Annotated in this window: 23 protein-coding genes and 1 pseudogene; 5 read left to right on the forward strand and 19 right to left on the reverse strand. The window is 61.2% G+C overall.

Annotated features, from left to right (window positions below; genetic code table 11):
• Positions 1–45 precede the first annotated feature (45 nt).
• From E0502_RS05380 to E0502_RS15390, 5 genes and pseudogenes are all read right to left on the reverse strand, one after another.
• A complete protein-coding gene (locus E0502_RS05380; protein WP_137676889.1) occupies positions 46–456 on the reverse strand; it encodes a DUF3617 domain-containing protein in 411 nt (136 codons plus the stop codon).
• A gap of 93 nt (positions 457–549) precedes the next feature.
• Positions 550–1,452 (reverse strand): Hsp33 family molecular chaperone HslO, encoded by a 903-nt coding sequence (gene hslO / locus E0502_RS05385; protein ID WP_137676890.1) that lies wholly within the window; start codon positions 1,450–1,452, stop codon positions 550–552.
• A 46-nt stretch (positions 1,453–1,498) separates the two neighbouring features.
• Positions 1,499–2,425, reverse strand: coding sequence for an ornithine carbamoyltransferase (gene argF / locus E0502_RS05390; protein WP_137676891.1), 927 nt, complete (start codon positions 2,423–2,425; stop codon positions 1,499–1,501).
• On the reverse strand, positions 2,425–3,615 hold the full coding sequence (locus tag E0502_RS05395) for an aspartate aminotransferase family protein (RefSeq protein ID WP_137676892.1): 1,191 nt from the start codon (positions 3,613–3,615) through the stop codon (positions 2,425–2,427). The genes argF and E0502_RS05395 overlap by 1 nt, the downstream gene beginning before the upstream one ends.
• 133 nt (positions 3,616–3,748) lie before the next feature.
• Positions 3,749–4,530 (reverse strand): annotated as a pseudogene (locus E0502_RS15390) (cold-shock protein).
• A gap of 264 nt (positions 4,531–4,794) precedes the next feature.
• Here E0502_RS15390 and E0502_RS05405 point away from each other — a divergent pair.
• On the forward strand, positions 4,795–5,232 hold the full coding sequence (locus E0502_RS05405; protein ID WP_137676893.1) for a TIGR01244 family sulfur transferase: 438 nt from the start codon (positions 4,795–4,797) through the stop codon (positions 5,230–5,232).
• Between the two features lies 1 nt (position 5,233).
• Here E0502_RS05405 and E0502_RS05410 read toward each other — a convergent pair whose 3' ends face one another.
• Positions 5,234–6,658: an amidohydrolase gene (locus E0502_RS05410; RefSeq protein WP_137676894.1), complete on the reverse strand. Its 1,425-nt coding sequence runs from the start codon at positions 6,656–6,658 to the stop codon at positions 5,234–5,236.
• A 101-nt stretch (positions 6,659–6,759) separates the two neighbouring features.
• Between E0502_RS05410 and E0502_RS05415 the strand changes: the two genes are divergently transcribed.
• From E0502_RS05415 to E0502_RS05425, 3 genes are read left to right on the forward strand one after another with little or no spacing between them, the layout of a single operon-like run.
• Entirely contained in the window at positions 6,760–7,167 is a 408-nt protein-coding gene (locus tag E0502_RS05415; RefSeq protein ID WP_137676895.1) for a hypothetical protein, read from the forward strand.
• Positions 7,160–8,113, forward strand: a complete 954-nt coding sequence (locus E0502_RS05420; protein ID WP_137676896.1) for a sterol desaturase family protein — start codon at positions 7,160–7,162, stop codon at positions 8,111–8,113. The genes E0502_RS05415 and E0502_RS05420 overlap by 8 nt, the downstream gene beginning before the upstream one ends.
• A gap of 37 nt (positions 8,114–8,150) precedes the next feature.
• The gene (locus tag E0502_RS05425) at positions 8,151–9,737 is read left to right on the forward strand and encodes a GMC family oxidoreductase (RefSeq protein ID WP_137676897.1); all 1,587 of its coding nucleotides are present in this window, start codon (positions 8,151–8,153) and stop codon (positions 9,735–9,737) included.
• Between the two features lie 105 nt (positions 9,738–9,842).
• Here E0502_RS05425 and E0502_RS05430 read toward each other — a convergent pair whose 3' ends face one another.
• From E0502_RS05430 to E0502_RS05490, 13 genes are all read right to left on the reverse strand, one after another.
• On the reverse strand, positions 9,843–12,263 hold the full coding sequence (locus tag E0502_RS05430; protein ID WP_137676898.1) for a TonB-dependent receptor: 2,421 nt from the start codon (positions 12,261–12,263) through the stop codon (positions 9,843–9,845).
• Between the two features lie 256 nt (positions 12,264–12,519).
• The gene (locus E0502_RS05435; protein ID WP_420813472.1) at positions 12,520–13,857 is read right to left on the reverse strand and encodes an ammonium transporter; all 1,338 of its coding nucleotides are present in this window, start codon (positions 13,855–13,857) and stop codon (positions 12,520–12,522) included.
• A 29-nt stretch (positions 13,858–13,886) separates the two neighbouring features.
• Complete coding sequence (locus E0502_RS05440; RefSeq protein ID WP_137676900.1) at positions 13,887–14,225, reverse strand: P-II family nitrogen regulator; 339 nt, start codon at positions 14,223–14,225, stop codon at positions 13,887–13,889.
• Between the two features lie 149 nt (positions 14,226–14,374).
• On the reverse strand, positions 14,375–15,076 hold the full coding sequence (locus E0502_RS05445; RefSeq protein WP_137676901.1) for an endonuclease/exonuclease/phosphatase family protein: 702 nt from the start codon (positions 15,074–15,076) through the stop codon (positions 14,375–14,377).
• A gap of 7 nt (positions 15,077–15,083) precedes the next feature.
• Complete coding sequence (locus E0502_RS05450) at positions 15,084–15,650, reverse strand: pyridoxamine 5'-phosphate oxidase family protein (protein ID WP_137676902.1); 567 nt, start codon at positions 15,648–15,650, stop codon at positions 15,084–15,086.
• 31 nt (positions 15,651–15,681) lie between these two features.
• Positions 15,682–17,226, reverse strand: a complete 1,545-nt coding sequence (locus tag E0502_RS05455) for a peptide chain release factor 3 (protein WP_137676903.1) — start codon at positions 17,224–17,226, stop codon at positions 15,682–15,684.
• A 6-nt stretch (positions 17,227–17,232) separates the two neighbouring features.
• Positions 17,233–19,635 carry a phenylalanine--tRNA ligase subunit beta gene (gene pheT, locus E0502_RS05460; protein ID WP_137676904.1) on the reverse strand — a complete coding sequence of 801 codons (2,403 nt, stop codon included), beginning with the start codon at positions 19,633–19,635 and terminating at the stop codon, positions 17,233–17,235.
• Positions 19,632–20,732, reverse strand: a complete 1,101-nt coding sequence (gene pheS / locus E0502_RS05465) for a phenylalanine--tRNA ligase subunit alpha (RefSeq protein WP_137676905.1) — start codon at positions 20,730–20,732, stop codon at positions 19,632–19,634. Before pheS ends, pheT begins: the two co-directional genes overlap by 4 nt.
• 56 nt (positions 20,733–20,788) lie before the next feature.
• A complete protein-coding gene (locus E0502_RS05470) occupies positions 20,789–21,664 on the reverse strand; it encodes an AraC family transcriptional regulator (protein ID WP_240048877.1) in 876 nt (291 codons plus the stop codon).
• A gap of 137 nt (positions 21,665–21,801) precedes the next feature.
• A complete protein-coding gene (gene rplT / locus E0502_RS05475; protein ID WP_137676906.1) occupies positions 21,802–22,161 on the reverse strand; it encodes a 50S ribosomal protein L20 in 360 nt (119 codons plus the stop codon).
• A 17-nt stretch (positions 22,162–22,178) separates the two neighbouring features.
• On the reverse strand, positions 22,179–22,382 hold the full coding sequence (gene rpmI, locus E0502_RS05480; protein WP_137676907.1) for a 50S ribosomal protein L35: 204 nt from the start codon (positions 22,380–22,382) through the stop codon (positions 22,179–22,181).
• 206 nt (positions 22,383–22,588) lie between these two features.
• Positions 22,589–23,209, reverse strand: coding sequence for an outer membrane protein (locus tag E0502_RS05485; protein WP_137676908.1), 621 nt, complete (start codon positions 23,207–23,209; stop codon positions 22,589–22,591).
• Positions 23,210–23,318: 109 nt separating this feature from the next.
• Positions 23,319–24,092 carry an inositol monophosphatase family protein gene (locus E0502_RS05490; RefSeq protein WP_137676909.1) on the reverse strand — a complete coding sequence of 258 codons (774 nt, stop codon included), beginning with the start codon at positions 24,090–24,092 and terminating at the stop codon, positions 23,319–23,321.
• Between the two features lie 105 nt (positions 24,093–24,197).
• Here E0502_RS05490 and E0502_RS05495 point away from each other — a divergent pair, with 105 nt between their 5' ends.
• Positions 24,198–25,175, forward strand: a complete 978-nt coding sequence (locus E0502_RS05495) for a helix-turn-helix domain-containing protein (RefSeq protein ID WP_137676910.1) — start codon at positions 24,198–24,200, stop codon at positions 25,173–25,175.
• Positions 25,176–25,194: the final 19 nt, after the last annotated feature.

Below are 25,194 nucleotides of genomic sequence, written 5' to 3' on the forward strand. Positions count from 1 at the left end.
CTACATAGTAAAGATCAAACTCGCAACGCGAAGAGTGAGTGGAGCCTATCTGCAGGCACCGACGCGCCGCGCCTCGGCTGCAAACTGGAAGGGAGTCGATCCCTTGATGCCCTGGCCATCGATCTGCACCAGAGCATTGGTCTCGCGGCGGATGTTGGTCCGCCCGTAACCGTCACCGGGGCAAGTGTACTGGACGGTGATTTCACTCGCACCGTCTTCGACCACATAGCGGCTGCAATTGGTTGCATTGTGACGCAGCTGGATCAATTCACGCCCTGAGCGCAGGCAGATTCTCTTGCTAGCGGCGCCATCGCGGAAACGCAGTTCCCACTCACCCTTTTCAAGCTTGTCGAGCATTGCAAGCGTCGGTGCTTGCGCGGTTGCAGGAGCGAACACGCACAGACCGGCTAGGCCCGCGGCGAGAGCGGACTTTGCAACAACGGAAAGGCGCGGCATAATTTTCACAGGGTTACCTTGCATCTTTCAATTCATAGCAGAACTGCATGAACATGGCCTTACGACAAGTCGTGTCATGCCAGCGACGAATCGTTAAGCGGGAATTGGAAACGCTTTGGCACAGAAGGCGCAATCGACCTGTATCAAGCCGTCGTCATCAGCCATCTCGCTACGCTCTTCGACAGAAAAACGGTCGAGAAGCATGCTGTAGTGTTCCAGCGTGCATCGGCACCCGCGCGACAGCTTCGCGCCTGGAAGGATGCGCACCTGGTCTTCCTCGTGAAACAGCCGCCAGACCAGCGCATCCATCGACAAGGCCGGATCGAGCAGTTCATCGTGTCTGATGCTGCCACCCATGACGGAGACGTGCTCCCAGTCGGGATGGTCCATCCGGACATGCAAGCGCTCGCGGCCTTCCTCTCCATCGGGCAGATGCTGCAAGAGCATGCCGGCTGAGACAACCCGTCCGCCGGAACGGTGAATCGCCGCGCGAATGAGAGTCGGAACCTGCTCGGACTGCGCGAAATAGGATTCACACGCCGCAGCGAGTGAATCGCCTTCGAGCGGCACAATCCCCTGATAGCGACCTGCCCCCTCCGATCGATCAAAGGTAATCGCAAGATAGCCCTTGCCGAACAACGCGAAGAGCGACGGGTTTGCCCCGAGCGACGCCAGCCGCCCGCGGTCGAAATCGACATAGCCGCGCAGTTCGCCTTCCCGGAAGTCGCACACCAGCAAGCGGACGACACCGCCTTCTGTCTGTGCCTGCATCGTCATCTGCGCGCCGTCTTCCTTGACCAGCCCGCCCATCAACGCCCCAAGCACCACCGCTTCAGCAAGCAAATGCGCGATAGCCGGTGGATAGTCATGCGCCGAGAGAATTTCGTCCAGAACTGCGTCCAGACGGACGATCCGCCCACGCGCACTGCGCGAGGGGATAGTGAAGTTGAGGACCCTGTCGGTGTAGGTCTCTGGCGATTGGTGTTGCGTCGTCATGGCGCAGATATGGGAAGGCGCGGCGCGAAAGCCACCCGCTTTGCGGCTATAGCTTGTCGAAGCACCATAGCAGCACGGATTTCTGGGCATGGATCCGGTTTTCCGCTTCGTCGAACACGACCGATTGCGGGCCTTCAAACACGCTTTCCGTCACCTCGTCACCGACATGTGCAGGCAGACAATGCAGGAACAGTGCATCCGGTTTGGCCTGGGCCATCAGGGCGTCGTCGACCCGGTAAGGCTGCATCACGCGTTTGCGCTCCTGCTCTCCATCCTGCCCCATGGAAACCCATGTATCGGTGATAATGACATCAGCGCCCTGCGCCGCCTGCTCGGCGGAGTTCGTCAGCTCGATCTGCGCGCCACCCTTGCGCGCATGCTCGACCCACTGCCTCGCCGGTTCGTATCCCGGCGGCGTGGCCACGCGGACATTGAACTGGAACAGGCCGGCCGCTTCGAGAACGGAATTGAGCACATTGTTGCCATCGCCAAGCCACGCAATCTCCAGACCGGGCAGCGCCTTGCGGTGTTCGATCATGGTCAGCAGATCAGCGACGATCTGGCACGGATGCGATGCATCGGTCAGCCCGTTGATTACCGGGACGCTGGCATAGCGGGCCAATTCCTCGATCTTGGCGTGATCATCGGTCCGGATCATGATCGCATCAGCCATGCGGCTGAGGACCCGCGCTGTATCGGCAACTGTTTCGCCGCGGCCCAGCTGGCTGCTCGCCGAGTCGAGGATGAAGGCGCTGCCGCCAAGCTGGCGCATGGCGATATCGAAGCTGACGCGGGTCCGCGTGGAGCTTTTCTCGAAGATCATCGCCAGCACATGACCGTCAAGCGGCTTGTCCGCATCGGGTCTGCCCTTCGGCCAGCTCGTTCGCGCCGCCTTGCGATCGATCGCGTCGCCAATCATCGCCGCAACCGCATCGGTCCCGGCATCCGACAGGTCGAGGAAATGCCGCACCATCAGGCGGGCTCAGGCGCTTCGTAATCGGCAGCACCGGCGGAGAGCTTGTCGAAGAATTCCTCGATCTCCGCATCGCCGATGACCAGCGGCGGCAAAACGCGCAGCGTGTTATCGCCAGCCGCAACGGTGAGGAGCTGGTGATTGTCCCGCAGGTGGACGAAGAACGGCCGGCTTTCGACCTTCATCTTGATCCCGAGCATCAGCCCCTTGCCCCGGACGAGCTCGAACAGGTCGGGGTAATTGCCGATAAACTGCTCGAGACGCGAACGAATGCGCTCACCCTTGTCAGTGACTTCGACAAGAAATTCATCGTTCGCGACAGCGTCCATCACCGCCGAACCGGCAGCCATGGCAAGCGGATTGCCGCCGTAAGTCGAACCATGCGTGCCGAACACCATCCCGCGTGCGGCCTTTTCTGTGGCGAGGCACGCGCCGAGCGGGAAGCCGCCGCCGATGCCTTTCGCTGTCGCGAGAATATCGGGCTCTATGCCATAATGTTCGTGAGCGTAGAGCAAGCCGGTGCGGGCAACGCCGCACTGCACTTCGTCAAGCACGAGCATCAGATCATGCTCGTCCGCCAATTGGCGCAGGCCCTGCATGAACGCGTCCGAAGCAGGGCGGATTCCGCCTTCGCCCTGGATCGGTTCGACCAGGAAACCCGCCGTGTGCGGGCCGATCGCAGCCTTGGCTGCTTCAAGGTCATCGAAATCGACATATTTGAACCCGGCGAGCAGCGGCATGAAGCCCTTGTGCATCTTGTCCTGGTTGGAGGCACTGATGGTCGCCATTGTGCGGCCGTGAAAGGCGTTCTTGAACGTGATCAGTTCGTAGCGCTCTTCATTACCAGCGTGCTGGTGGTAAGCACGGGCCGTCTTGATGGCCGTTTCGACCGCTTCCGCGCCGGAATTGGTGAAAAAGACCGTATCGGCAAAGGTGTTGTCGACCAGCTTCTGCGCCAGCTCTTCACCCTGCGGACTCCCGTAGAGGTTCGAGACATGCATCAGCGTTTCTGCTTGCTTCTGAATCGCGCCGATCAGGCCTTGATGACTGTGCCCGAGCAGGTTCACTGCGATACCGCTAGCGAAGTCGAGATAGCGGGTGCCGTCCTCGTCGATCAGGTGGCAGTGATCGCCCTTTACGGGACGGACACCGCAGCGCGGATAGACGGGCATGAGTGGCGTGATTGTCATCGCAAAAATCCGTTCGAATCTGTCGTTTCAAAAGCAAATGGCGACCCCGAGGGAGCCGCCATCGCTGTTTCGGTCGACCCGAAATGCCTGAACTGCGTCGGCACCTCAAGTCGCGGTGATCAAATGCCCCGGATCATTCAGCCGGGACGAGATTGACCGCCGAATGTTTGCCTCGTCGATCGACTTCGAGGTCGAACTCGTAACGCTCACCTTCGTTGATCGCGCTGAGGCCGCTGCGTTCGACAGCACTGATATGGACAAACGCATCGGGCTGCCCGTCATCACGCACGAGGAATCCGAAGCCCTTCATTGCATTGAAGAACTTGACGGTTCCGGTCGCCTTCTCGCCGGTCAGTTCGCGCTGCGGCGCACCGCCGCGATCGCCGCGCTCTGCGCGATCACCTCCGCGCGATTCGACAGCAATAACGTCGCCGACGATCTGGATGTCCTGCGCGGATACTTTGCCGCCGCGATCCACCAGATTGTATTCCAGCTCCTGCCCTTCGGCGAGACCTTCGAGGCCGGCACGTTCAACCGCACTGATATGGATGAAGACGTCTTCGCCCCCACCTTCCTGCTGGATGAAGCCGAAGCCCTTTTGTCCGTTGAAGAATTTCACGGTACCTTTGCCGGTACCGACGACCTGAGCGGGCATACGGTTGAAACCGCCGCCGCCGCCAGCGCCGCCACCAGCGCCAGGTCCGCCGCCACGAGGGCCGCCCGGACCACCGCGAGCACCGCCGCCGCCAAAGCGATCACCGCCGCCGCCGCCGAAACGGTCACCGCCGCCCCGCCGCCGTAGCTGTCACCGCCAAATCCACCACCGGGCGAGCCACCAAACGGATCAAAACCGTCTTCGCCAAAATTGTCGCGCTTGTCCCGTCCGCGGCCTCGACGGCCTCTATCGTAACCCATAATTAAAAACGTACCTTCGTAACCCCGCCCCTTTTCGACGATGCGGGCGACCGGACGGCTGGCCTGCCTCGCATCTCAGTGGAGAGCTTGCATAGAGCAAGCCATCCAACAATCTTCGATCATAGCGCACAAAGTGCCGCTATGCGAATGAATTAGCATTCCGAGCCCGTGTGGCTTGAAAATGTGACATTTTGGCAAAGCGATGCAGCTTGTTTCGTCAGGTTTCGTACGGCAGAAGGGCGCGCGGGCAAACAAAGGGCGAAGATGAGCGATTTTCGGAAATTGACCGACTCGATGCTGGCGAGTCCGCAGATCACTGCGGAGGACGTGGCTGCAGCGGCACGCGCAGGGATCACGCTGATCATCAACAATCGGCCCGACGGCGAATCACCCGACCAGCCGGACGGCGCTGAAATAGAGGCTGCGGCCACCGCAGCCGGGATCGCTTATTGCGCCATCCCGATTACCCAGGCCGGCTTCAGTCTTCCGCAGGTTGAGGCCATGGGCGAAGCGCTGAGCAAGGCGGAAGGGCCGGTTCTCGCTTACTGCCGGTCTGGCACACGCTCGACATTGCTATGGGCGCTCGCACAGGCAAAGGCCGGCGAGGATCCCGAAGATCTGGCGGTTATGGCCCAGCGCGCAGGCTACGATATTTCTCCGGTGCGCCCGGCGATGGATGCGCTAGCCACGCAAGCCGACTGATTCACTCGCGGAAGTCGAGCGGCGGCGCGCGATCGCCCAAGAGTGATTCGTACTGGTAGCCCTCGCCGCGAGCGGTATCGAATTCCTCGCGGGCTGCCGACCGGAGATCCGGATCGGTGAACAGTTCCACTGCTGCCAGCGTCATTGCCTTCGCGGCAAGTTGCGCGCCCTTCGCACCGATCGAATGACCGCTTGCGGCGACCGCCTGCCAGCTGTGGGCACTGGTGCCCGGAACCCAGGTCGCCGTCCGCACGCCTACGGTCGGCGTCGCCCATGAAACATCGCCCACATCGGTCGACCCATAGCCGAGCGATTTGGAATAGGGCCCGATCCGTGACGCGGTTTCCAGCGGTTTGGCCGCATCGCCAAGGCTGGCGGACATCTCTTCCGCCCATGCGCGTTCCTCTTCGGTGTAGGATATTCCGCCCAGCTCGCGCAGCTTGCCGTCCATCATCCGCGCCAATGTTTCGTTGACCAGCAGCGGATTGTTGCCGTGGATGATCTCGATCTCGACATCGGTGCCGGTGCCCATCGCAGCACCCTTTGCGGTTGCTTCGAGCCGCTCCCACAGGGCACGGACTTCGTCGGCATCCGAGTGGCGGACATAGTAGAACACTTCCGCGAAATCGGGGATCACATTGGGTGCGCTGCCGCCTTCGGTGATCACGTAATGGATGCGCGTGTCCATCGTCGTGTGCTCGCGCATCATGTTGACCATCATGTTCATCGCCTCGACCCCGTCGAGCGCAGAGCGCCCGCGTTCAGGGGCACCCGCCGCATGCGCGGATACCCCGCGAAAACGAAACTTTGCGGACCGGTTGGCAAGGCTCGTACGCGCGGCGGCGCTGTTTTCATCATCGGCGTGCCAGTGGATGCTGAAATCCACATCGTCGAACAAGCCCGCGCGGACCATGTACACCTTGCCCGAGCCGCCTTCTTCGGCAGGCGTGCCGTGGAACCGGATGCGCCCTGGCGTGCCGGTCTTTTCAAGCCATCGCTTGATTGCAATGGCCGCCGTCAGCGAACCTGCGCCGAACAGATTGTGCCCGCAGGCATGCCCGGCATGCTTGTCTGCCAACGGATCGCGGCTGGCGGAATTCGACTGCGTAATCCCGGGCAGGGCATCGAATTCGGCAAGAATTGCGATGACCGGCCCGCCTTCGCCCCATTCGCCTACAAAGGCGGTCGGGATGTCCGCTACGCCGCGGGTTACATCGAAGCCTTCCTGCGCCAGCTCGTCTTGCAGCAATCCGCTGGAACGGGTTTCCTGGTAGCCGAGCTCAGCCCAGTCCCAGATCTGCTTAGCAACGCGTTCGGTCCGTTCCTCCTGAGCGGTCACCTCGGCCAGGGCATCGGCTGGCTGCGCGATCGCCGAGGCTGGAAGGGCAAGCGCCGAAGTGGCTACAAGCAAGGCAAGAATTTTCATGAGACAGTCCCCTTTGGGCGCGCACTCTATCGCCGCGGGGCGCAGGCGCAAGCGGATCGCAACCTCTCGACTGCAACTGACTCTTGTGTCAGTAACATGGCATGATTCAATTCGCGCAATTTGGCGGTTCGCTCGTTGCGATTATCCTGCTTGCCTGGCTGGTCCACAAGCTCGGGCTGGGCGGCGATATGCGTATCCGCAACGAACAGCAGGCACGCGAGCTGGCCGACGAAGCCGAAAGCGGTTTCGAACCGGTTGAGATCGCAATCGACCGCGCCGGATACAGCGCAATCATGCGCGATGCTGGCGGACGGATCTTGTTGCTCCGCCGGCATGGTGCGAACTTTGCCGGGCGGCTCATCACCTTGCGCCCGGACGCAAGGCTCGATCAGGGTTTCCTGACAATTTTTGCCGACGACAAGCCCTTTGGCCCGGTTACCCTCAATCTCGGCAATGCGGCACAGGAATGGGCCGCAAGCCTCAGGCGGCTGGAGAAATCCAGTGCCTGACTTCTCGCCGACCGAACTCGCGGTGCCCGGCTTTGTCCTGCTGGTCTTGCTGGAAATGCTCTGGGCGTGGAAGAAACGACCCGAAGCCTACGAACAGCGCGACACGCTGACCAGCCTTGCCTTCGGGCTCGGCAGCACCGTTGCCGGCGCGTTGACCGGCGGATTTTTCTTAGCTCTGTTCATCTGGGTCTGGCAGTACCGGCTGTTCGATTTCGGCCCGGAATGGTGGGCGGTGTGGTGGGCATGGCCGCTTTGTTTCGTGCTCGATGATCTCAAATATTACTGGGTTCACCGTTTCGGACACCGCGTGCGCTGGTTCTGGGCGAGCCATGTGAACCACCATTCAAGCCAGCACTACAACCTCAGCACTGCCCTGCGCCAGACATGGACGGGCTTTTTGACGCTTGGCTTTGCATTTGCCTTGCCGCTGGTGCTGCTTGGCTTCCACCCGCTGATGATAGCGATCTCCAGCGGGTTCAACCTGATCTACCAGTTCTGGATTCACACCGAAGCGATCGGCAAAATGCCGCGATGGTTCGAAGCGGTGATGAACACGCCGAGCCACCACCGCGTCCACCATGCGACCAACCCGCGATATCTCGACCGCAACTATGCGGGAGTCTTCATCGTCTGGGACCGGCTGTTCGGCACCTTCGAGGAAGAGCGCCCGGATGAAGAACGCATTCGCTACGGCATTGTGAAACAGCTCGGCAGCTTCAACCTGTTGTGGGCCGTGTTTCACGAATGGATCGGGATCGCACGCGACATGTGGCGCGCGCCATGGCGGCACAAGCTATCGTACCTGCTGCGCGAACCGGGCTGGACGCATGATGGTAGCCGCGAGACCTCGGACATGATCCGAGCCCGATGGCAGGAGCGGATGGCCGCGCAAGAACCAATCGTAACCGAAAAACCAGTTGCGGGTGAAAACCCGATTGCAGGCTAGGAACGCGCAGCCTAACCTCCCCGGCAAAGGAGAGGACATGGCTGACTACGACATCATCGTCATCGGAGGCGGCAGTGCAGGCAGCGCAGTTGCGGGCAGGCTTTCTGTCGATGGCACGCGGCGGGTGTGCCTGATCGAGGCTGGCGGGCGGAACAACAACTTCCTCGTCAAGACGCCGGGCTTCATGCCCTTTCTGCTGAAAAACTCGAACTACCGCTACGAAACCGTGCCGCAAAAAGGCCTCAACGGGCGCATCGGCTACCAGCCGCGTGGCAAGGGGCTGGGCGGTTCTTCCGCGATCAACGCCATGGTGTATATTCGCGGCAACCGCTGGGATTACGACAATTGGGCCGCAATGGGCTGCAACGGCTGGGCCTATGACGACGTCCTGCCTTATTTCAGGAAAGCCGAAAGCAACGAGCGCGGTGCCGACGAATATCACAGCGATACCGGCCCGCTGTTCGTTTCCGATCAGAAATGGGCGAACCCCACCAGCCATGATTTCGTGAAGAGCGCGGCCGCGCTGCAACTGCGCGAAAACGCGGATTTCAACGGTGAGCGGCAGGACGGTTTCGGTCTCTATCAGGTCACCCAGCGGGACGGCGAACGCTGGTCCGCTGCGCGCGCCTATGTCGAACCGATCCGCGAGCAGGGCAATTTCCATGTCCGGACCAAGACACTGGTCGAAAAGCTCGTGATCGAGAACGGCCGGGTCACGGGCGTCGCCATCCGCAAGGGCCGCAAGCGCGAAGTGCTGCAAGCCAAAGGCGGTGTGGTGCTGAGTGCCGGGGCTTTCAATTCACCGCAGATCCTGATGACCAGCGGTATCGGGCCGGCGGCGCATTTGCAGGAACACGGCATCGATGTGGTTCTCGACAAACCGGAAGTCGGCGCCAATCTGCAGGACCACATCGACTATGTTTCCGGGTGGGAGACCGAATCCACTGTTCCGATCGGCGATAGCTTGGCGGGGACGGCGCGGATGGCGAAGGCCATGATCGAACACCGCCGCAAGCGGACCGGGATCATGACGACACCCTATGCCGAGGCGGGCGGATTCTGGAACGTCATGCCCGACGCGCCCGCGCCCGATGTGCAATGGCATTTCGTGCCGGCAGTGCTGGAAGACCACGGGCGCGAGAAAGTCAAAGGACACGGATTCTCGCTCCACGCCTGTGTCCTGCGCCCGGAAAGCCGCGGCACTGTGCGTCTGAACTCCTCCGACGCCGCCGATGCCCCGCGGATCGACCCCAACTTCCTCGACGACGAGCGCGACATGGCGGTGATGCGCGGCGGGGTGCGCCTGTCGCACCGGATTGCCGACACCGGGCCGCTGGCCGAGTACGAGCCGAAAGACAGGCACCCGATCGATCTCAGCGATGATTCGGCCCTCGACCAACTGATCCGCAACCGTGCGGACACCGTCTATCACCCGGTCGGCACATGCCGGATGGGGGCAGATGATGCTGCGGTCGTCGATACCACGCTGAAGGCGCGAGGGATCGACGGTCTATGGATCGCCGATGCGTCGATCATGCCGAAAATCGTCAGCGGCAACACCAACGCCCCATCGATCATGATCGGCGAGCGCTGTGCGGACTTCATCAAGGCTGCGCTGCAATAGGAACGCAATAAGAAAGGGCCGGAGCTTGTCGCCCCGGCCCCTCTATTTCGGCCCTTCTATTCCGGCCCGTCTATGCGGTCCTGTCTAGTCGGTCCTGATGTTCAATCAGAAGCTCTGGCGCGCGGTCAGCCCGAAGGTGCGCGGCGTGCCGACACGGTAACCAAGGCGGGCTCGCCCGCCGCGTTCACGGTCAAATGAGAGCAGTGCATTCTCATCGAACACATTGTTCACATAAGCGACCAGCGAAAGCCCGCTGTCGAAGTCGACCCCTGCGCTGAGGTTCAGCAACTGGTAGTCCGGCAGCTCCAGATCGACGGTGGTCGATGCGGTTGCCGGAGCGCCGCCGAACGGCAGCCCATGGACAAAGGTCCGCGGATTGTTTTCCTGATCGGCCGGCTGAGTGAAGCGCGAACCGACATGGGTGAAGCTGGCCGAGAGATACGCATCCGCCGCATCGCCCACCGGCCATTCATAGCTGCCCGAAGCAGAGAACTGGAATTCCGGCACTGACGGCAGGCGGTTCCCCTCTCGGATCCCTGTTGCGGTGGTCAGCGCGCCGGGAAGTGTCGTGTCGAACTCAGCTTCGATCCAGCTGCCTGAGAAGACCAGGTCGAGACCGTCGACCGGCGTCAGCCCGACTTCGGCTTCCACACCCATGCTGTGCGCTTCGGGCACGTTGAAGACGATCCGCGACGAACAGCTGCCGGCATCTAGCGTAACCTGCAGGTTCTTGATGTCATTATAGAACCCGGCGACATTGGCGTAGAATCCGCTACCCTGTGCCTTGGCGCCTACTTCGTAGTTCCACAGGGTCTCATCACTGTAATCCTGGAACCCGCCGAACAGCTGGCGATCCGGCCCGTTGGGCGCGCCGCCATCGCACAGAATAGCATTGAGCGGATCGTTCACCCCGCCAAGACGAAATCCCTTCGATGCCTGCGCATTGAGGGTCAACGCATCGCTGACATCGTAGCTCAACAGGATCCGCGGACTGAAACCGTCCGATCGGGTGGTATCGCGCTGCCCCGTGTCCCCGTTCGCGAACAGGCCGCCGCTGGTAATCACGCGCTCTTCCTTGAAATCGTAATAGCGCGCGCCAACCGTAACGTCGAACGCGTCGGTCAGGGCGTAAGTCCCTTCACCGAAGATTGCGAACTGGGTGATGTCGTACGGCAAATCCGAATTGAACGGCGAGTCGAGATTGGGAAACCCATTGGCCACAGCGGCCGATGTTCCGGCACCAAGTGTCGCGTCCGTCGCCGCTGCGTAACCCGGGGTGGGCAGGCGCTGGCGATAGAAGCGCGAGGTGTCGGAAAAGAAACCGCCGATCACCCACTGGAACGGTGCGTCATACGCCGAAGCCAGCCGCACTTCCTGAGTGAAGCTTTCCAGTTCCGTCGTATCGCGCAGGTTCGAAGGCAGAAGTACCGCCGCATCGGGATAGCCGAGATCGACTGATACCGAGCCGGTCAAAGCACTGGCATCGCGGCTGACCAGAATATCGCGATTGGTGTAGGACGTAACGGATACGACATTGATCCCGTCCCACGTCGCGTCGATCACCAGATCGCCGATCCAGGTTTCGTCGACGAAGGCCTCGCGCAGCAGCAGATATTGCTCGCGCTCGCCCAGCTGGACTGCAGGGCGGGTGGTGGTGAACGGGTTGGCGTAGAGATTGAAGATTTCCTGACGGTTGAACCCGTCAGCTTCGATCTTCTGGTAGACGAGGCGCGGCGTGATGGTGACATCGGGGGCCGCTTCGAAAGCGACTGCGATACGGCCGCCATAGCGCTGCCCGCCGTTCACGTCTTCACCGCCGGCGGGGCCTTGTGCATCGATAAACCCGCCATACTCGGTGAAGTAACCGACAGCGCGAACAGCCGCACTGTCACCAAGCGGGACATTGACCATTCCCTTGAGGTGGTATCCCAGGTCATCACCATCGACGAGATTGACGTTGGCTTCGACGAGCCCTTCGGTCACTCCGATTGCCGGCTGGTTGGTAATGTAACGGATGGTGCCGCCGACCGAACCTGAACCGAACAGTGTGCCTTGCGGGCCGCGCAGCGTTTCGACCCGATTTAGATCGAACAGATCGAGATCGGGCGTAAACAGCGAGAGCGAGATGACCGACTCGTCGAGATAGACGCCGACTTGCTCTTTCACACCCGGCTGATCGCGCACGACCTGCCCGGCAGAAACACCGCGCACGGAAACCTGGCTCTGACCTGGACCGAGGTTCTGGACTGAAAGGCCGGCCACATTGCGGGACAAATCCTCAAGCGTGACTGCACCGGATCGCTGGATGTCTTCCTGGGTCTGCGCATTGATCGAGAACGGAACGTCCTGAATCGTGGAGTCCCGTTTCGTGGCAGTGACGATGATGATGTCTTTGTCGCTGCTGGCTTGCTCGGCTTCCTGCGCCGCGACCGGCGCGGTCGAAACGGCGGCCGAAACGGCAAGGGCGCAACCGGCCAAAAGGGCGGCACGCGTAGTTCTGCGATTGTGTAGGTTGAATAGTTTCACGACATCCTCCTGTTGCGGCAGTTTTTTCTGCTCTGCTGAAGAGGACGGTGAATCCGATCGCGCGCGAATTCAATCTTGCCGCCATACATTTATTTGGAATGCAAATTCCCTGTAGCCTCAGGGCCACAGTGATATGAATAAAAAAGGGGGCCGGAGCGCTTGGCTCCGGCCCTTCAAGTCTTGTGTTCGCAGGAGGAACGTCGTGCGGCGGGAACGGGAGGGGAGAGGATCTCCCGACCCCGCCGAACCTGGTTGATCAATTGTAAGCGCGCTCTCCGTGTTCGGAGATGTCGAGCCCGTCGACTTCGGCTTCTTCCTCGACCCGGAGGCCGATGATTGCCTTGACGATCAGACCCGCGATGAGCGTGCCGATACCCGCCCAGCCGATCGTCACGAGGACACCTTCGGTCTGGATCCAGAGCTGCGCACCGAGGCCGGTCGAACCGTCCCCTGGCCCGCCGAGAAATGGCTGGTAGACAATGCCTGTTCCGATGGCACCGACGATCCCACCAACGCCGTGGATGCCGAAGGCGTCAAGGCTGTCATCATAGCCGAACTTGGCCTTCAGCTTTGCCACCGCAAAGTAACAGACCGCCGAAGAGACGATGCCGAGCAGGATCGCGCCGAACGGGCCACTGTTGCCGGCAGCGGGAGTCACCGCGACAAGACCGGCGATCACCCCTGAACAGAAGCCAAGAGCCGAGCCTTTATGACCAGCGAGACGCTCGATCACCATCCACGCCAGTGCACCGGCGGCCGTCGCGACAAAGGTGTTGATCATGGCGAGACCAGCAGAACCGTCAGCTTCGAGAGCGGAGCCGGCATTGAAGCCGAACCAGCCGACCCACAACAGGCCTGTGCCGACCATGGTCAGCGTCATGCTGTGCGGCGGCATCGGCTCAGCCGGATAGCCGCGGCGCTTGCCCAGCAAGTAGGCGAGGACAAGGCCGGACACACCCGCATTGATGTGAACCACAGTGCCGCCAGCGAAATCGAGCGCGCCCGCTTCGAACAGCAGCCCGCCACCGGCCCAGACCATATGCGCGATCGGGAAATAGACGATCGTCAGCCAGATCGGGACGAACATCATCACAGCGGAAAACTTCATGCGTTCTGCCGTGGCCCCGAGGATGAGCGCCGCCGTGATCGCGGCGAAGGTCATCTGGAAACTGATGAAGACATATTTGCTGATGACTTCATCGGTAAAGGTTGCCGCCGTGCTGGATGCATCCGTCCCGGAGAGGAAATAGCTGCCGCCGCTGACAAACAGGCCCAGCGCGCCTTCATATGTCGTGTCGCCGAATGCGAGCGAGTATCCCCACATCACCCAGATCAGCATTGCGAGGCACGCCGTCGCGCCGATCTGGGTCATGGTCGAAAGCATGTTTTTCGACCGGGTCAGGCCGCCATAGAACAGCGCGAGACCGGGCAGGATCATCAGCATGACGAGGACCGTTGCGGTCATCATCCAGGCGTTGTTGCCCGGGTTGGCAACCGGTTCCGCGGCTTCGGCAGCCTCCTGCGCGAAGGCGGCAGCGGAGAAAAGCGCCGTGGTGCCGAATGCGGCAGCGGCGCTGGCGAACTTGCGGATCATTGTCATATCCCTTTTTTCGGTTGCGACGCTCACAGCGCAGTCTCACCGGTTTCAGCGGTGCGGATGCGCGTGGCGGAGGCGAGGTCGAGCACGAAAATCTTGCCGTCGCCGATGCTTTCGGTGCTGGCAGTCTGCGTGATGGTTTCGACCACCTGGTCCGCGATTGCGTCGGCGGCAGCGATCTCGATTTTCACTTTGGGCAGCATATTCGTCGAATATTCGGCCCCGCGATAAATCTCGGTCTGGCCCTTTTGGCGGCCGAAGCCTTTGACTTCGGAAACGGTCATTCCCGCGACGCCGATTGCGCTGAGCGCTTCACGAACTTCGTCGAGCTTGAATGGTTTAATTATGGCGATGATGAATTTCATCGAAGCCCCCTGAATACCTACCGGACGATCACCGGCTTCGCACCTGCAGCAAAAGGCGTGCCAGATTGAAATTTCCGCGCTTCTACGCGGGTCGGGGCGAATAGAATGTTACGCTAGGCCCGGAGATTTGCCTAATTATTGGTCAGTGATCAGAAATTGGGCAGCTCGAGTTCGGCATAGACGGGCAGATGGTCGGACGCCTGCGCGGCCATGGCGCTGTGATGGACGCCTTGTTCAAGGCAGCCCCATTCCGCTGAATGCACGATCCGGTCGAGCCGGGCGATCGGCTGGCGACTGGGGAAGCTTCGACCGGTATCGAGCACATGCCATTCCGGCGCGAACTCGCGCATCGCACCGGTCCGATTGCCCCATTGGTTGAAGTCGCCCATCAGCACTGTCGGGCAAGGCGGGTTGCACGTGCGGCATTCAGTCAGAATGGCACGAATCTGGTCGCGCCGCCGCAGTCCCGACAAGTCGAGATGCGTGCCGATAATCCGGATCCGTTGCCCGCCATGCTCGATTTCAGCGCGCACTGCACCGCGCGGCTCCAGCGTCGGCAATTCGAGTGCGTGCGAATCATGCACCTTGATACTGCGCCGGACGAGAATCGCATTGCCGTGCCAGCCCAGGCTTCGCGGGCGCTTTGCTACGGCCACTGCCCGCCAGGGCGTGTCATCGAGCGCGGCCCGGGAAAGCACTGTCGCCCGTTGCCCGATCCGCAGATCGACTTCCTGCAGCGCGATGATATCGGCATCGACTTCGCGCAGGACCGTCAGAATGCGATCGGCATCGCGCCGCCGGTCGGTGCCGACAGCCTTGTGGATGTTGTAGCTGGCAAAGGTCAGTCGCAAGCGCGGATTATTCTCCCTGCTCGCCCGCAATGTAGCGGTCGGTCGGACGCGTAGGCAGTCCGTCGATACTGGCTATCCGGGTCGAATGCTTCGCCGCCCATTCTTGCGGATTTACATTGGAGTGCGCTTTCGTAAGCGTATGCCTTTCGCGCTCGAACTCCATGAACGGCACGCCCCAGCCGCAGCTGGTCTGCACGCTCTCGACAGCGATATCGAAAATCTGCCGTGTGCCGGGCAAAAGATCGAAATGGGCTGCGAACTGCTCCCACTCCGGATCTTTTGGCAGGATCGGTCGACCCTTGCCGTAAATGCGCAGGATCAGCGCCGGCTGCTCGAAATTGCAGAACATCACTGTGATGCGCCCGTCAGCGAGCAGATGCGCGTTGGTCTCGTTGCCTGAACCGCCGAGATCGAGATAGGCGACCCTGTCGGGCGCCAGCACCCGAAAGGCATCATACCCCTTGGGGCTGAGATTGATCCGTGCGCCTTCGGCCGCCGTAGCGACGAAGAACACCGGCTGCTTTGCGATCATCGCGATGTGTTCATCGCTCAGCGTGTCGGAAAAGTCTGCCATGCAAGCTAGCTACCTTCACACCGGGCGCTTGTCACCGCTCCTTGGTCGCGGAAAACGTCAGTTCCGGGTTCTTTTCCTGCTGATAGTTCACATCCCACGGGCTTCTGGCCATGAACACAAGGTCCCCGTCACGATCTTTTGCCAGATTGGCGCGATTGAAATTCTCGAACTGGTTCAAGGCATTTGTATCACCCTTGATCCAGCGCGCGGTGGCGAAGGGCGACGCTTCAAGACCCGCCTCCACCTTGTATTCAGCCGACAGGCGCGACACCAGCACGTCGAGCTGGAGCTGGCCGACCACGCCGATAATCCACTGCCCGCCGATCTCCGGGTAAAACACCTGAATCACGCCTTCTTCGCTGAGATCGTCCAGCGCCTTGCGCAGCTGCTTGGTCTTGGTCGGGTCTTTCAGGACCACGCGGCGGAGGATCTCCGGCGCGAAATTGGGCAGACCGGTGAAGCGGACCTGATTCTTCTCGCTCAGCGTATCGCCGACGCGCAGCGTGCCGTGGTTCGGGATGCCGATGATATCGCCTGCTTCGGCCGTATCGGCAATCTCGCGGTCCTGCGCGAAGAACAGGATCGGCGAGTGGATCGCGATCGGTTTCCCGAGGCCCGAGGGTGTCAGCTTCATGCCGCGTTTGAAAGTGCCCGACACTTGCCGCATGAAAGCGATCCGGTCCCGGTGATTGGGGTCCATATTGGCCTGCACCTTGAAAATGAACCCGGTCACTTCGTCGTGCGACGGCGCGATCTGCTCGTTGCCCGCCGGTTGAGGCCTTGGTGGCGGCGCAAAGCGTGCAATCGCGTCGATCAACTCTTCCACCCCGAAGTTCTTTAACGCTGACCCGAAATAGACCGGGGTCAGGTCGCCATTGCGATAGGCGTCGAGATCGAATTCAGGATAGCCGATCTGTGCCAGCTCGACCTGCTCGGCCCATTGTTCGGGCACCGGATCCTGGTCACGCTTGCCAAGAAATTCTTTCGAGCCGCCTTCCGGGCGGGCGATATCGCCGCTCGCGAAATCGATGATGCCTTCGAACTGGCCGCCCATGCCGATCGGCCAGCTTTGCGGGCTGACATCGAGCGCCAGCATATCCGCCACTTCGTCGAGCGTCTCGAACGGATCGCGCCCCTCGCGGTCGACCTTGTTGACGAAAGTGATGATCGGCACGCTGCGCAGGCGGCAGACCTCGAACAGCTTGCGCGTCTGCGGCTCGATACCCTTGGCCGCATCGATCACCATGATGGCTGAATCGACCGCGGTCAGCGTACGATAGGTGTCTTCCGAGAAGTCTTCATGCCCCGGCGTATCGAGCAGGTTGAAAGTGATCGTTTCACCTTCGTATTCTTTTTCGAAGGTCATGACCGAAGATGTGACCGAGATGCCGCGCTGCTGCTCGATCTTCATCCAGTCCGAGCGCGCACGCCGCGCGGCCCCGCGCGCCTTGACCTCGCCCGCCAAGTGGATCGCGCCGCCTTGCAGCAGCAGCTTCTCGGTCAGCGTGGTCTTACCCGCATCGGGGTGCGAGATGATCGCGAATGTGCGGCGCGCGTTGCCAGATCTTGAGGTCATGTCAGATCAGCCGCGCAGCTCTGCGCCGAGCTTGGTGGCGGAAGCCACGATCTTCTCGGAAATCGCTTTCAGCTCATCATCCTTGAAGCTTTTCTCGCCCGGCTGGAGCGTGACTTCCACTGCGACCGACGTCTTGCCATCGGGCACGCCCTGCCCGGCGAAAACATCGAATATGCGCGCTTCGACAATGCTCGCCTTGTCCGCACCCTTGACTGCGCGGAGCAGGTCACCCGCCGGCAGATCGGCTGGGACCAGGAACGCGAAGTCACGCATCACCGATTGCAGCGCGGGCGGCGCGTAGGAAGCGCGGGCGAATGACCCGCCACCCTTTTTCACCGGAATCGCATCGAGGAAGAGCTCGACTGCTACCACCGGCCCGTCGATGTCGAACGCCTTGAGGGTGTTGGGGTGCAGCGCCCCAAAGCGCGCGAGCACGTTCTTCGGACCCAAACGCAGGGTCGCCGACTGTCCGGGATGAAACTGCGCCCCGGCTTCACCCATGACCATCAGCTTGTCGACCGGCGCACCCGCTTCGGCCAGCAGTGCTTCGGCGGCGGCCTTGGCGTCGAAGGCATCGAATCCGGCCGATTTGCCGGACGCCCAGGAACGCTGCGCCTTTTCGCCAGCCATCACGACGCCCAGCGTCGGCTTTTCGTTGCTGGAGCCGTCGGCATTGCGGAAATAACGCCGGCCAATCTCGAACAGACGCGATCCGGCAGCGCCGCGGTCTGCATTGCGTTTGGCTGCCGACAGAAGGCTCGGGATCATCGACGGCCTCATGGCCTTCATGTCCTCGCTGATCGGGTTCTCGAGCACCCACAGCTCCTGCCCCTCTTCAGCGAAGTGCTCTGCATCGGCGGGCGGCAGGAAGGACCATGTCACGGCTTCATTGAGACCGTATGCTGCAGCAGCGCGGCGCAGCTTGCGTTCGACTATCTGGTCCGGCGACGCGGTCGGACGCGCCACGCCATCGGCGCGATCAAGCGCAACGCTTTCCACCTTGTCGAGGCCGTGAATGCGGACAATTTCCTCGACCAGATCGGCGGGGCCTTCGATATCGTGACGGCGCAGCGGAGCGGTGACCAGCCACGGCGATTGCGTGGTATCAACTGCGAAATCCAGCGCGGTCAGGATTTTCTCCTGCTCGCCTTCCGCGATCTCGATCCCGCCAAGTCTGGCGGTCAGTGCCGGATCGAACGAGATATGCTTCGGCTCGCCTGGCGGCGTACCGGCGCGCGATATTGCGCTCGGCGTTCCGCCGCAGGTCTGCACAATCAAATCGGTCAGCAAAGCCAGCCCGTCATCAAGAAAAGCGGGATCGACACCCCGCTCGAACCGGGTTCGCGCATCGCTGGCAAGGCCGAGTTTGCGCCCCGTCACGCCGATGCGTTCCGGATCAAAATAGGCGATTTCGAGCAGTACGTCAGTGGTCGTATCGGACGCGCCCGAATGCTGACCGCCCATGATGCCTGCGATGTCGTGCACGCCCTGATCGTCAGCGATCACAGTCATCGTGTCATCCAGCGCGTAGGTCTTTTCGTTCAGTGCTTCGACCGTCTCGCCATTCCGGGCGCGCCGGGCGACAACCGCGCCGGACAGTCTGGCAAGGTCGTAAACATGCGCTGGACGCCCGCACGCGAGCATCAGGTAGTTCGTGCAATCGACCAGTGCGCTGATCGGGCGCTGACCCGCTGCAATCAGGCGGCGCTGCATCCAGTCCGGCGAACTGCCATTGGTGACCCCTGTTATGACGCGACCGTAGAATGCCGGGCAAGCTGCGGGATCGTCGGTACGGATTTCCACCGGACAGGCACCCTCGCCATCGATGGCAGGCACTTCGGCGGGCTTGAACGTGCCGAGGCCCGCTGCCGCCAGATCGCGGGCGATTCCCATGACGCCCATGCAATCGGGACGATTGGGTGTGATCGCGACGTCGAAAACGGGCGAGGCGTCGTGGTATTCGGCGAAAGTCTTTCCGACCGGCGCATCGTCCGGCAGTTCGATGATACCATCGTGCTCGTCGCCCAGCTCAAGCTCGCGCACCGAGCACATCATGCCGTTGGACTCGACACCGCGAATCGCGCTCTTGCGCAGTTCCATGCCGTTGGCCGGGACCACCGCACCGGGCAGGCCGAGCACACCCTTCATCCCCGCGCGCGCATTGGGCGCACCGCAGACCACCTGCAACGGATCACCCTCTCCCGTGTCGACGGAAAGAACCTGCAACTTGTCAGCATCAGGGTGCTTTTCTGCCGTCAGAACCTTCGCAATGCGGAATCCCTCCAGCCGCTCTGCCGGATCTTCGATGCCTTCGACCTCGTGGCCGACAGCATTCAGCGCAGCGGCAATCTGCGCCACCGATGCATCGGTGTCGAGGAAGTGCTTCAGCCATTCGAGCGAGAACTTCATGCTTTCGCTCCTACACCTGCGGAAAGGGTCGGCTGGTCGAACGGGCTGAAGCCGTAATGGTCGATCCAGCGACGGTCTCCGTCGAAGAAGGCCCGCAGATCGTCCATCCCGTATTTGAGCATGGCGAGCCGGTCGACGCCCAGCCCCCAGGCGAAGCCTTGCCATTCATCGGGATCGAGCCCGGCGAATTCGATCACCCGGCGGTTGACCATGCCGCTGCCGAGCAGTTCCATCCACGCGTGGCCAGGTTCGTCTCCCGAACCGCCGAGCACGCGCTTGCCGTCTACCAGTTCGAAGCCGACATCGACCTCCACACTTGGTTCGGTAAACGGAAAGTAGGACGGACGCAGGCGCAGCACGATGTCCTCGCGCTCGAAGAAGGCCTTGAGAAAGGTTTCCAATGTCCATTTGAGATGGCCGAGGTGGATGCCCTTGTCGATCACCAGCCCTTCGATCTGATGGAACATCGGGGTGTGGGTCGCGTCGCTGTCGCTGCGATAGACCCGGCCCGGAGCGATGATGCGCAGCGGCGCGCCTTCCTGCACCATGGTGCGGATCTGCACCGGCGAGGTGTGCGTGCGCAAAAGCATACGGCGGCCTTCGGCGTCGCTGTCCGGAAAGTAGAACGTGTCATGCATCGCGCGCGCCGGATGGCTCTCAGGCATATTGAGCGCGGTAAAATTGTGCCAGTCGTCTTCGATCTCCGGTCCGGTTTTTACCGCGAAGCCGAGGTCGGCAAAGATTTCCGCCAGTTCGTCCATCACCTGGCTGACCGGATGCACGCTGCCTGTGGGCAGCTGCGGCGCGGGCAACGTCAGGTCGAGCGTTTCCGTTGCCAGCTTGCGCTCCAGATCGGCCGCGTCGAGCGCGGCCTTGCGTGCTTCGATCGCGTTGGCAATTGCCGCCCGTGCTGCCTGAATCCTGGGCGCTTTTTCCTGCCGCTCTTCCGGTGTCATCTTGCCGAGCGTTTTCATCAGCTGGCTGACCCAGCCTTGCTTGCCCAGCGCATCTACACGCAGCGTCTCAAGTGCATCATGCGTCGCAGCCGCGCAGGCAGCGGCAACAGCGGTTTCGGTCCGGGTTTGCAAATCGTCCATGGCGAAGGGCCGCTAGCCGGAATCGCGCCGCAAGGCAAAGCGGATTGGCGGTATTCTTACGCGGGCTTGTCGAGTGTCTGCACCGCAGAACCGTGCGCCTTCATGCGCTCACGCATAAAGGCGGTCAGAATTGGGTGATCCATCGCCGCGTACTCGCTGGGCGCCATGCCCAGAAACGTGTGGCAATCGCGCACGAAGTGGCTCTGGTCGAAGTAGAGCGAATCGAGTGCGCCGATCCAGCCGAGCGAAGGATCGAGCATGAACTTGGTCAGGCTCCGCATGAAGCGTTGGCGGCGCAGCAAGAGCTTGGGCGGAAATCCGAAATACTTCCGGCACAGACGCTCCATCGTCCGCTGGTTCATCCCGCACCGGTCAGCCATCGAGGCAACAGTGGGCAATTCAGGATCGAGCAGCATCTGGTGGATCGCCCGGATCCGGTGGTCGGGGTCGGGCGCATTGACCTGCATCTCGCGAAAGAAGCCCTCGATCAAGGCCACATCCTGCTGCTCAGACTGGGCGTCGAACGAGAGTTCGTCAGCCAGCGGTTGGAAATGCTGGAAGGCATCGTTCGATCGCCCGTCGCAAATCCTGTCGGCCAGAACGCTCGCCGGCTGTTGCATGAAAGTGGCCCAGCCGAGCGGGAGAAAGCCGACGCCCCACATACTGCAGGACCCAAGGGTGAAAGAAATCGGCTGGCTGCTCGGACCCATGGCGGTGAAATCGGCATCGCGCAGCCATTTGCCGCCACCGATGCGCGATTCGGGCAATTGCCCGTCGAAGAAACGCAAGCCGCCCCATTCCGGCTGGAGCGCGTCACGCACCCGCCCATCCGGGCAATGGAACTCCACGCGATAGAAAGTGGTGAAGAGAGCAGCCATATCGGCAGGCGGTTCGTGAAAGCGAACCGAGATATCGCAGGTGGCAGTGGTCACCGCTATCCCCCATCATTTCGCGTTTATCCAACCCGGATCAGCCCTAGCCCCGCTGTCGCGTTTTTCCAACTGCACAGATCAGAAACAAAAAAGGCGGCCCCGCAGGACCGCCCTTTCTATTCAGCTTGTCGGCCCGATCAGGCGGGGAGCGCGCCCTTCGCCTGGTCGATGATCGACTTGAAGGCAGCGCCTTCGTTCATCGCGAGGTCGGCCATGACCTTGCGGTCGAGTTCGATGCCGGCAAGCTTAACGCCGTGCATGAATTGCGAGTAGGTCAGGCCTTCGGCGCGGACCGCTGCGTTGATGCGTTGGATCCACAGCGCGCGGAAGTTCCGCTTTTTGACCTTGCGGTCACGATATGCGTACTGGCCGGCCTTTTCGACCGCCTGGCGCGCGACGCGGATGGTGTTCTTCCGGCGACCGCGATAGCCCTTGGCCTGTTCGAGCAGCCGCTTGTGCTTCTGGCGCGTGGTAACGCCGCGTTTAATGCGTGTCATGGTTCAAATACTCCTGCTCAATCGAGACCGTAAGGCGCCCACTTCTTGACCGCGGCCCAATCGGCCTTGGCAAGAACGTCGGTACCGCGGTTCTGGCGGATGTATTTGGCGTTGTGGCTCATCAAACGGTGGCGCTTGCCTGCGACACCATGCTTGACCTTGCCGGTTGCGGTGAGTTTGAAGCGCTTCTTCACACCGCTTTTGGTCTTCAGCTTGGGCATTTTCATCTCCTGTACGGATTTCGGTTCGGAGACACGTCCAACCAGCCCTGGCAGCCCTTTCGGCCAGACCGGCAGATGAATCACGTGTCGGTGAAGGCCGCGCAAATAGCGAATGCGCTGCGAATTGCAAGCGATTCTGCGCGCAATCAAAGGCGGCAGAGCAAGCTTGTCGCTCCGCCGCCTCAACCTGATTGCAAAGCTTCTGCCTAGAAGCGTGCACCCAGCGCCACACCTACGTTGGCGCGCTGAAAATCGAAACCGTAGATATCGTAGCTTTCACTGATCCCGACTTCGACCCGGCCATACAGATTTTCGCTGAAGCTGTGGTCGTAGCCGAAAGCCGCGTTATAGCCGCCACCGCTCTCACTCTCGTCGAAATTGACGATAGTGCCGTTGATATCGAGCGGGCCCTCGATATCGACGGTCTGCTGGCCATAGCCGAGCTTGCCGTAAATCATACCGTTGCCGCCGGTCATGAAACCCGCGTGGATGCCGGCAGCCCAATAGCCGCCGGAACTGACGCAGAAATTGCCCTCGCAACTTTCCACTGAAGATGTCTCGTAATTGGCATATGGGCCGACGACGACTGAATCGCTGACATAAAAATCATACCCGATTTCGCCGCCAAAAGCGACGCCGCTGCCGAGCTCGTAATTGATGCCGATGTCTTCTTCGGGATCGTTGATACGCTCCCACATCACGCGACCTTCGATGCGAAGCCCGTCTTTGCTGGCCGGGGTGTTTTCTGCGCGATCTTCGTAATCTTGCGCAATGGCAGGCTGGGCCAGCACGGCAGATGCCGCAAGGCCGAGAATCAGATATTTCATAGCAACCTCAAGGTGAAATGCGGCCGGAATTGGCCGGATTTCCCGTTAGCGTCAGACTTTCGACTGTAAACCCGGTCGCGGCAAAATGTCGCTGGAATACAACGAAACTTCAGCCCATGGCTTCGAGCACATCCTCGAGGCGCGCCGGATCACCGAGAGCGAGTACCCGGCCATCGCTCGCCGCATCGAGCGGGTTGCCCTGCCAGTCTGACATGGTCCCTCCCGCTCCTTCGACGACGGGAACCAGGGCGGCGAAATCATGCAGCTTAAGGCCCGCCTCGCAGACAAGATCGACGTGGCCGGACGCGACAAGCCCGTAATTATAGCAGTCACCGCCGTAAATGATCTTTCGTTCCGCGACCGATTTGGCCAGACCCATGAAAGCATCCACTTCGTCACCGGTAAACTGGTGCGGCGTGGTAGTGCCCAGCACCGCAGTGCCGAGATCCTTGCACGTCCTGACCCGAGCGGGCTGACCATTGAAAGTCGTGCCGTGACCGATCCGGCCAACCCAGCGCTCGCGCGCGACGGGTTGGTCGATCACACCGATCACCGGCCAGCCATCCTGGACCAGCGCAATCAACGTGCCGAAAATCGGGCGTCCGGCAATGAAGCTTGTGGTGCCGTCGATCGGGTCCAGCACCCATTGGCGCCCCGCCCCTTCGTTGCGCGTGCCATATTCTTCGCCGATGATCCCGTCCCCTGGCCGCTCGGACTCGATAATTGCACGCATGGCCGCTTCGGCAGCACGGTCAGCCTCGGTGACGAAGCTCGTATCGGTTTTTTGTTCTTCCGCCCAATTCCCACGAAACAGGGGGCGAATGGCAGCACCTGCTGCCTCGGCAAGGCGCTCGGCGAAAATCTGATCGTCTCTACTGGGCATAACGCCGCTTTGCCTGCACCGCCGGTGCGGTCAAGCCTGCATACGTAACCAAACTTGTAACACGCGGAAAAACGGGTAGAAGTCAGTCCGTTGGGGACAGGTCGCATGGAAAAGAAGAAGGTCAACGCCGATAGCGAGATCTGGCGCAAGAACCTTGCGCCGCTCTCGGGCACTTCGCGAGATGGCTTGCCGCTGTCCGAAAACCGCGCCCCGGCACCGGACATAGCACCTTGGGTCGCGCGCCTGGTGTCCGCGAAGGCTACCAATGACCCGGACATGATCATCGCCTGCGGGATGTGCAACGATCTCGTTTACACACGATACATCTTCAATGGCCGGTGGACAGCCGTGACGGCAGATGGCCACGGCATCTACCGCAACGAAGTTCTCCAGTTCGGGCAGCATTCGAAATACATGCCGCTCACCTGCACGGGCGACATCATGTCCGCCGGTTTCGGGCTGCGTGCCGGTGCATTTCGTGCGCTGACCGGCAGAACTTCCGATACGATAGTCGACCGGATCGAGCGGGCGGACATCTTCGGCCTGCGGCAGGATGATCTGGCCGACATATTCTGCGCGGATCTTAGCCCTGCGGAATGGAACCTCGCGATGGAAGAAGCGCTCCGCCGCTTCATCGACAAGGCTCAGCCCGAGTTGCCAGACCCGATTTCAACTGCCTTCGAAATTCAGGCCTTCCGTGATCCCTCACGCCAATTGAACGACTTTGCCGAAGAGCACGGCATCGGCCTGCGCAAGCTTGAACGGGTTGTGCGCCGTGACTTCGGAATAACGCCGAAAAAGGTCATGCGGCGGGCAAGGGCGCTCGACCTGGCCGCGCAGCTATGCAAAGTGGCTGACGATGCGGAAGAGGAAGAAATGATGCTGCGGTATTTCGATCAGTCGCATTTCATCCGCGACTTCGCATCCTTCTTCGGCGTGACCCCGCAACAATTCCGCGCGCACCCGCGGCCCTTGCTGGCGATTACGCTAGAGCAGCGTCAAGCGCGGAGGCTGGAAGAACTCTCCCGAATCGTGCCTGGCAAGAACTTGCCCTGGCGCGACAATTCGGCGAGCAAGGCCTGACAATGACAGAGCTTGCCGA

The sequence above is a fragment of the Parerythrobacter lutipelagi genome (assembly GCF_005434975.1).
GTDB lineage: Bacteria > Pseudomonadota > Alphaproteobacteria > Sphingomonadales > Sphingomonadaceae > Parerythrobacter_A > Parerythrobacter_A lutipelagi.

Coding starts and splice junctions, on each gene's coding strand:
- E0502_RS05380 (WP_137676889.1), bottom strand. CDS start 456: ATGCCGCGCCTTTCCGTTGTTGCAAAGTCCGCTCTCGCCGCGGGCCTA.
- hslO (WP_137676890.1), bottom strand. CDS start 1,452: ATGACGACGCAACACCAATCGCCAGAGACCTACACCGACAGGGTCCTC.
- argF (WP_137676891.1), bottom strand. CDS start 2,425: ATGGTGCGGCATTTCCTCGACCTGTCGGATGCCGGGACCGATGCGGTT.
- E0502_RS05395 (WP_137676892.1), bottom strand. CDS start 3,615: ATGACAATCACGCCACTCATGCCCGTCTATCCGCGCTGCGGTGTCCGT.
- E0502_RS05405 (WP_137676893.1), top strand. CDS start 4,795: ATGAGCGATTTTCGGAAATTGACCGACTCGATGCTGGCGAGTCCGCAG.
- E0502_RS05410 (WP_137676894.1), bottom strand. CDS start 6,658: ATGAAAATTCTTGCCTTGCTTGTAGCCACTTCGGCGCTTGCCCTTCCA.
- E0502_RS05415 (WP_137676895.1), top strand. CDS start 6,760: ATGATTCAATTCGCGCAATTTGGCGGTTCGCTCGTTGCGATTATCCTG.
- E0502_RS05425 (WP_137676897.1), top strand. CDS start 8,151: ATGGCTGACTACGACATCATCGTCATCGGAGGCGGCAGTGCAGGCAGC.
- E0502_RS05435 (WP_420813472.1), bottom strand. CDS start 13,857: ATGATCCGCAAGTTCGCCAGCGCCGCTGCCGCATTCGGCACCACGGCG.
- E0502_RS05440 (WP_137676900.1), bottom strand. CDS start 14,225: ATGAAATTCATCATCGCCATAATTAAACCATTCAAGCTCGACGAAGTT.
- E0502_RS05450 (WP_137676902.1), bottom strand. CDS start 15,650: ATGGCAGACTTTTCCGACACGCTGAGCGATGAACACATCGCGATGATC.
- E0502_RS05455 (WP_137676903.1), bottom strand. CDS start 17,226: ATGACCTCAAGATCTGGCAACGCGCGCCGCACATTCGCGATCATCTCG.
- pheT (WP_137676904.1), bottom strand. CDS start 19,635: ATGAAGTTCTCGCTCGAATGGCTGAAGCACTTCCTCGACACCGATGCA.
- pheS (WP_137676905.1), bottom strand. CDS start 20,732: ATGGACGATTTGCAAACCCGGACCGAAACCGCTGTTGCCGCTGCCTGC.
- rplT (WP_137676906.1), bottom strand. CDS start 22,161: ATGACACGCATTAAACGCGGCGTTACCACGCGCCAGAAGCACAAGCGG.
- rpmI (WP_137676907.1), bottom strand. CDS start 22,382: ATGCCCAAGCTGAAGACCAAAAGCGGTGTGAAGAAGCGCTTCAAACTC.
- E0502_RS05485 (WP_137676908.1), bottom strand. CDS start 23,209: ATGAAATATCTGATTCTCGGCCTTGCGGCATCTGCCGTGCTGGCCCAG.
- E0502_RS05490 (WP_137676909.1), bottom strand. CDS start 24,092: ATGCCCAGTAGAGACGATCAGATTTTCGCCGAGCGCCTTGCCGAGGCA.
- E0502_RS05495 (WP_137676910.1), top strand. CDS start 24,198: ATGGAAAAGAAGAAGGTCAACGCCGATAGCGAGATCTGGCGCAAGAAC.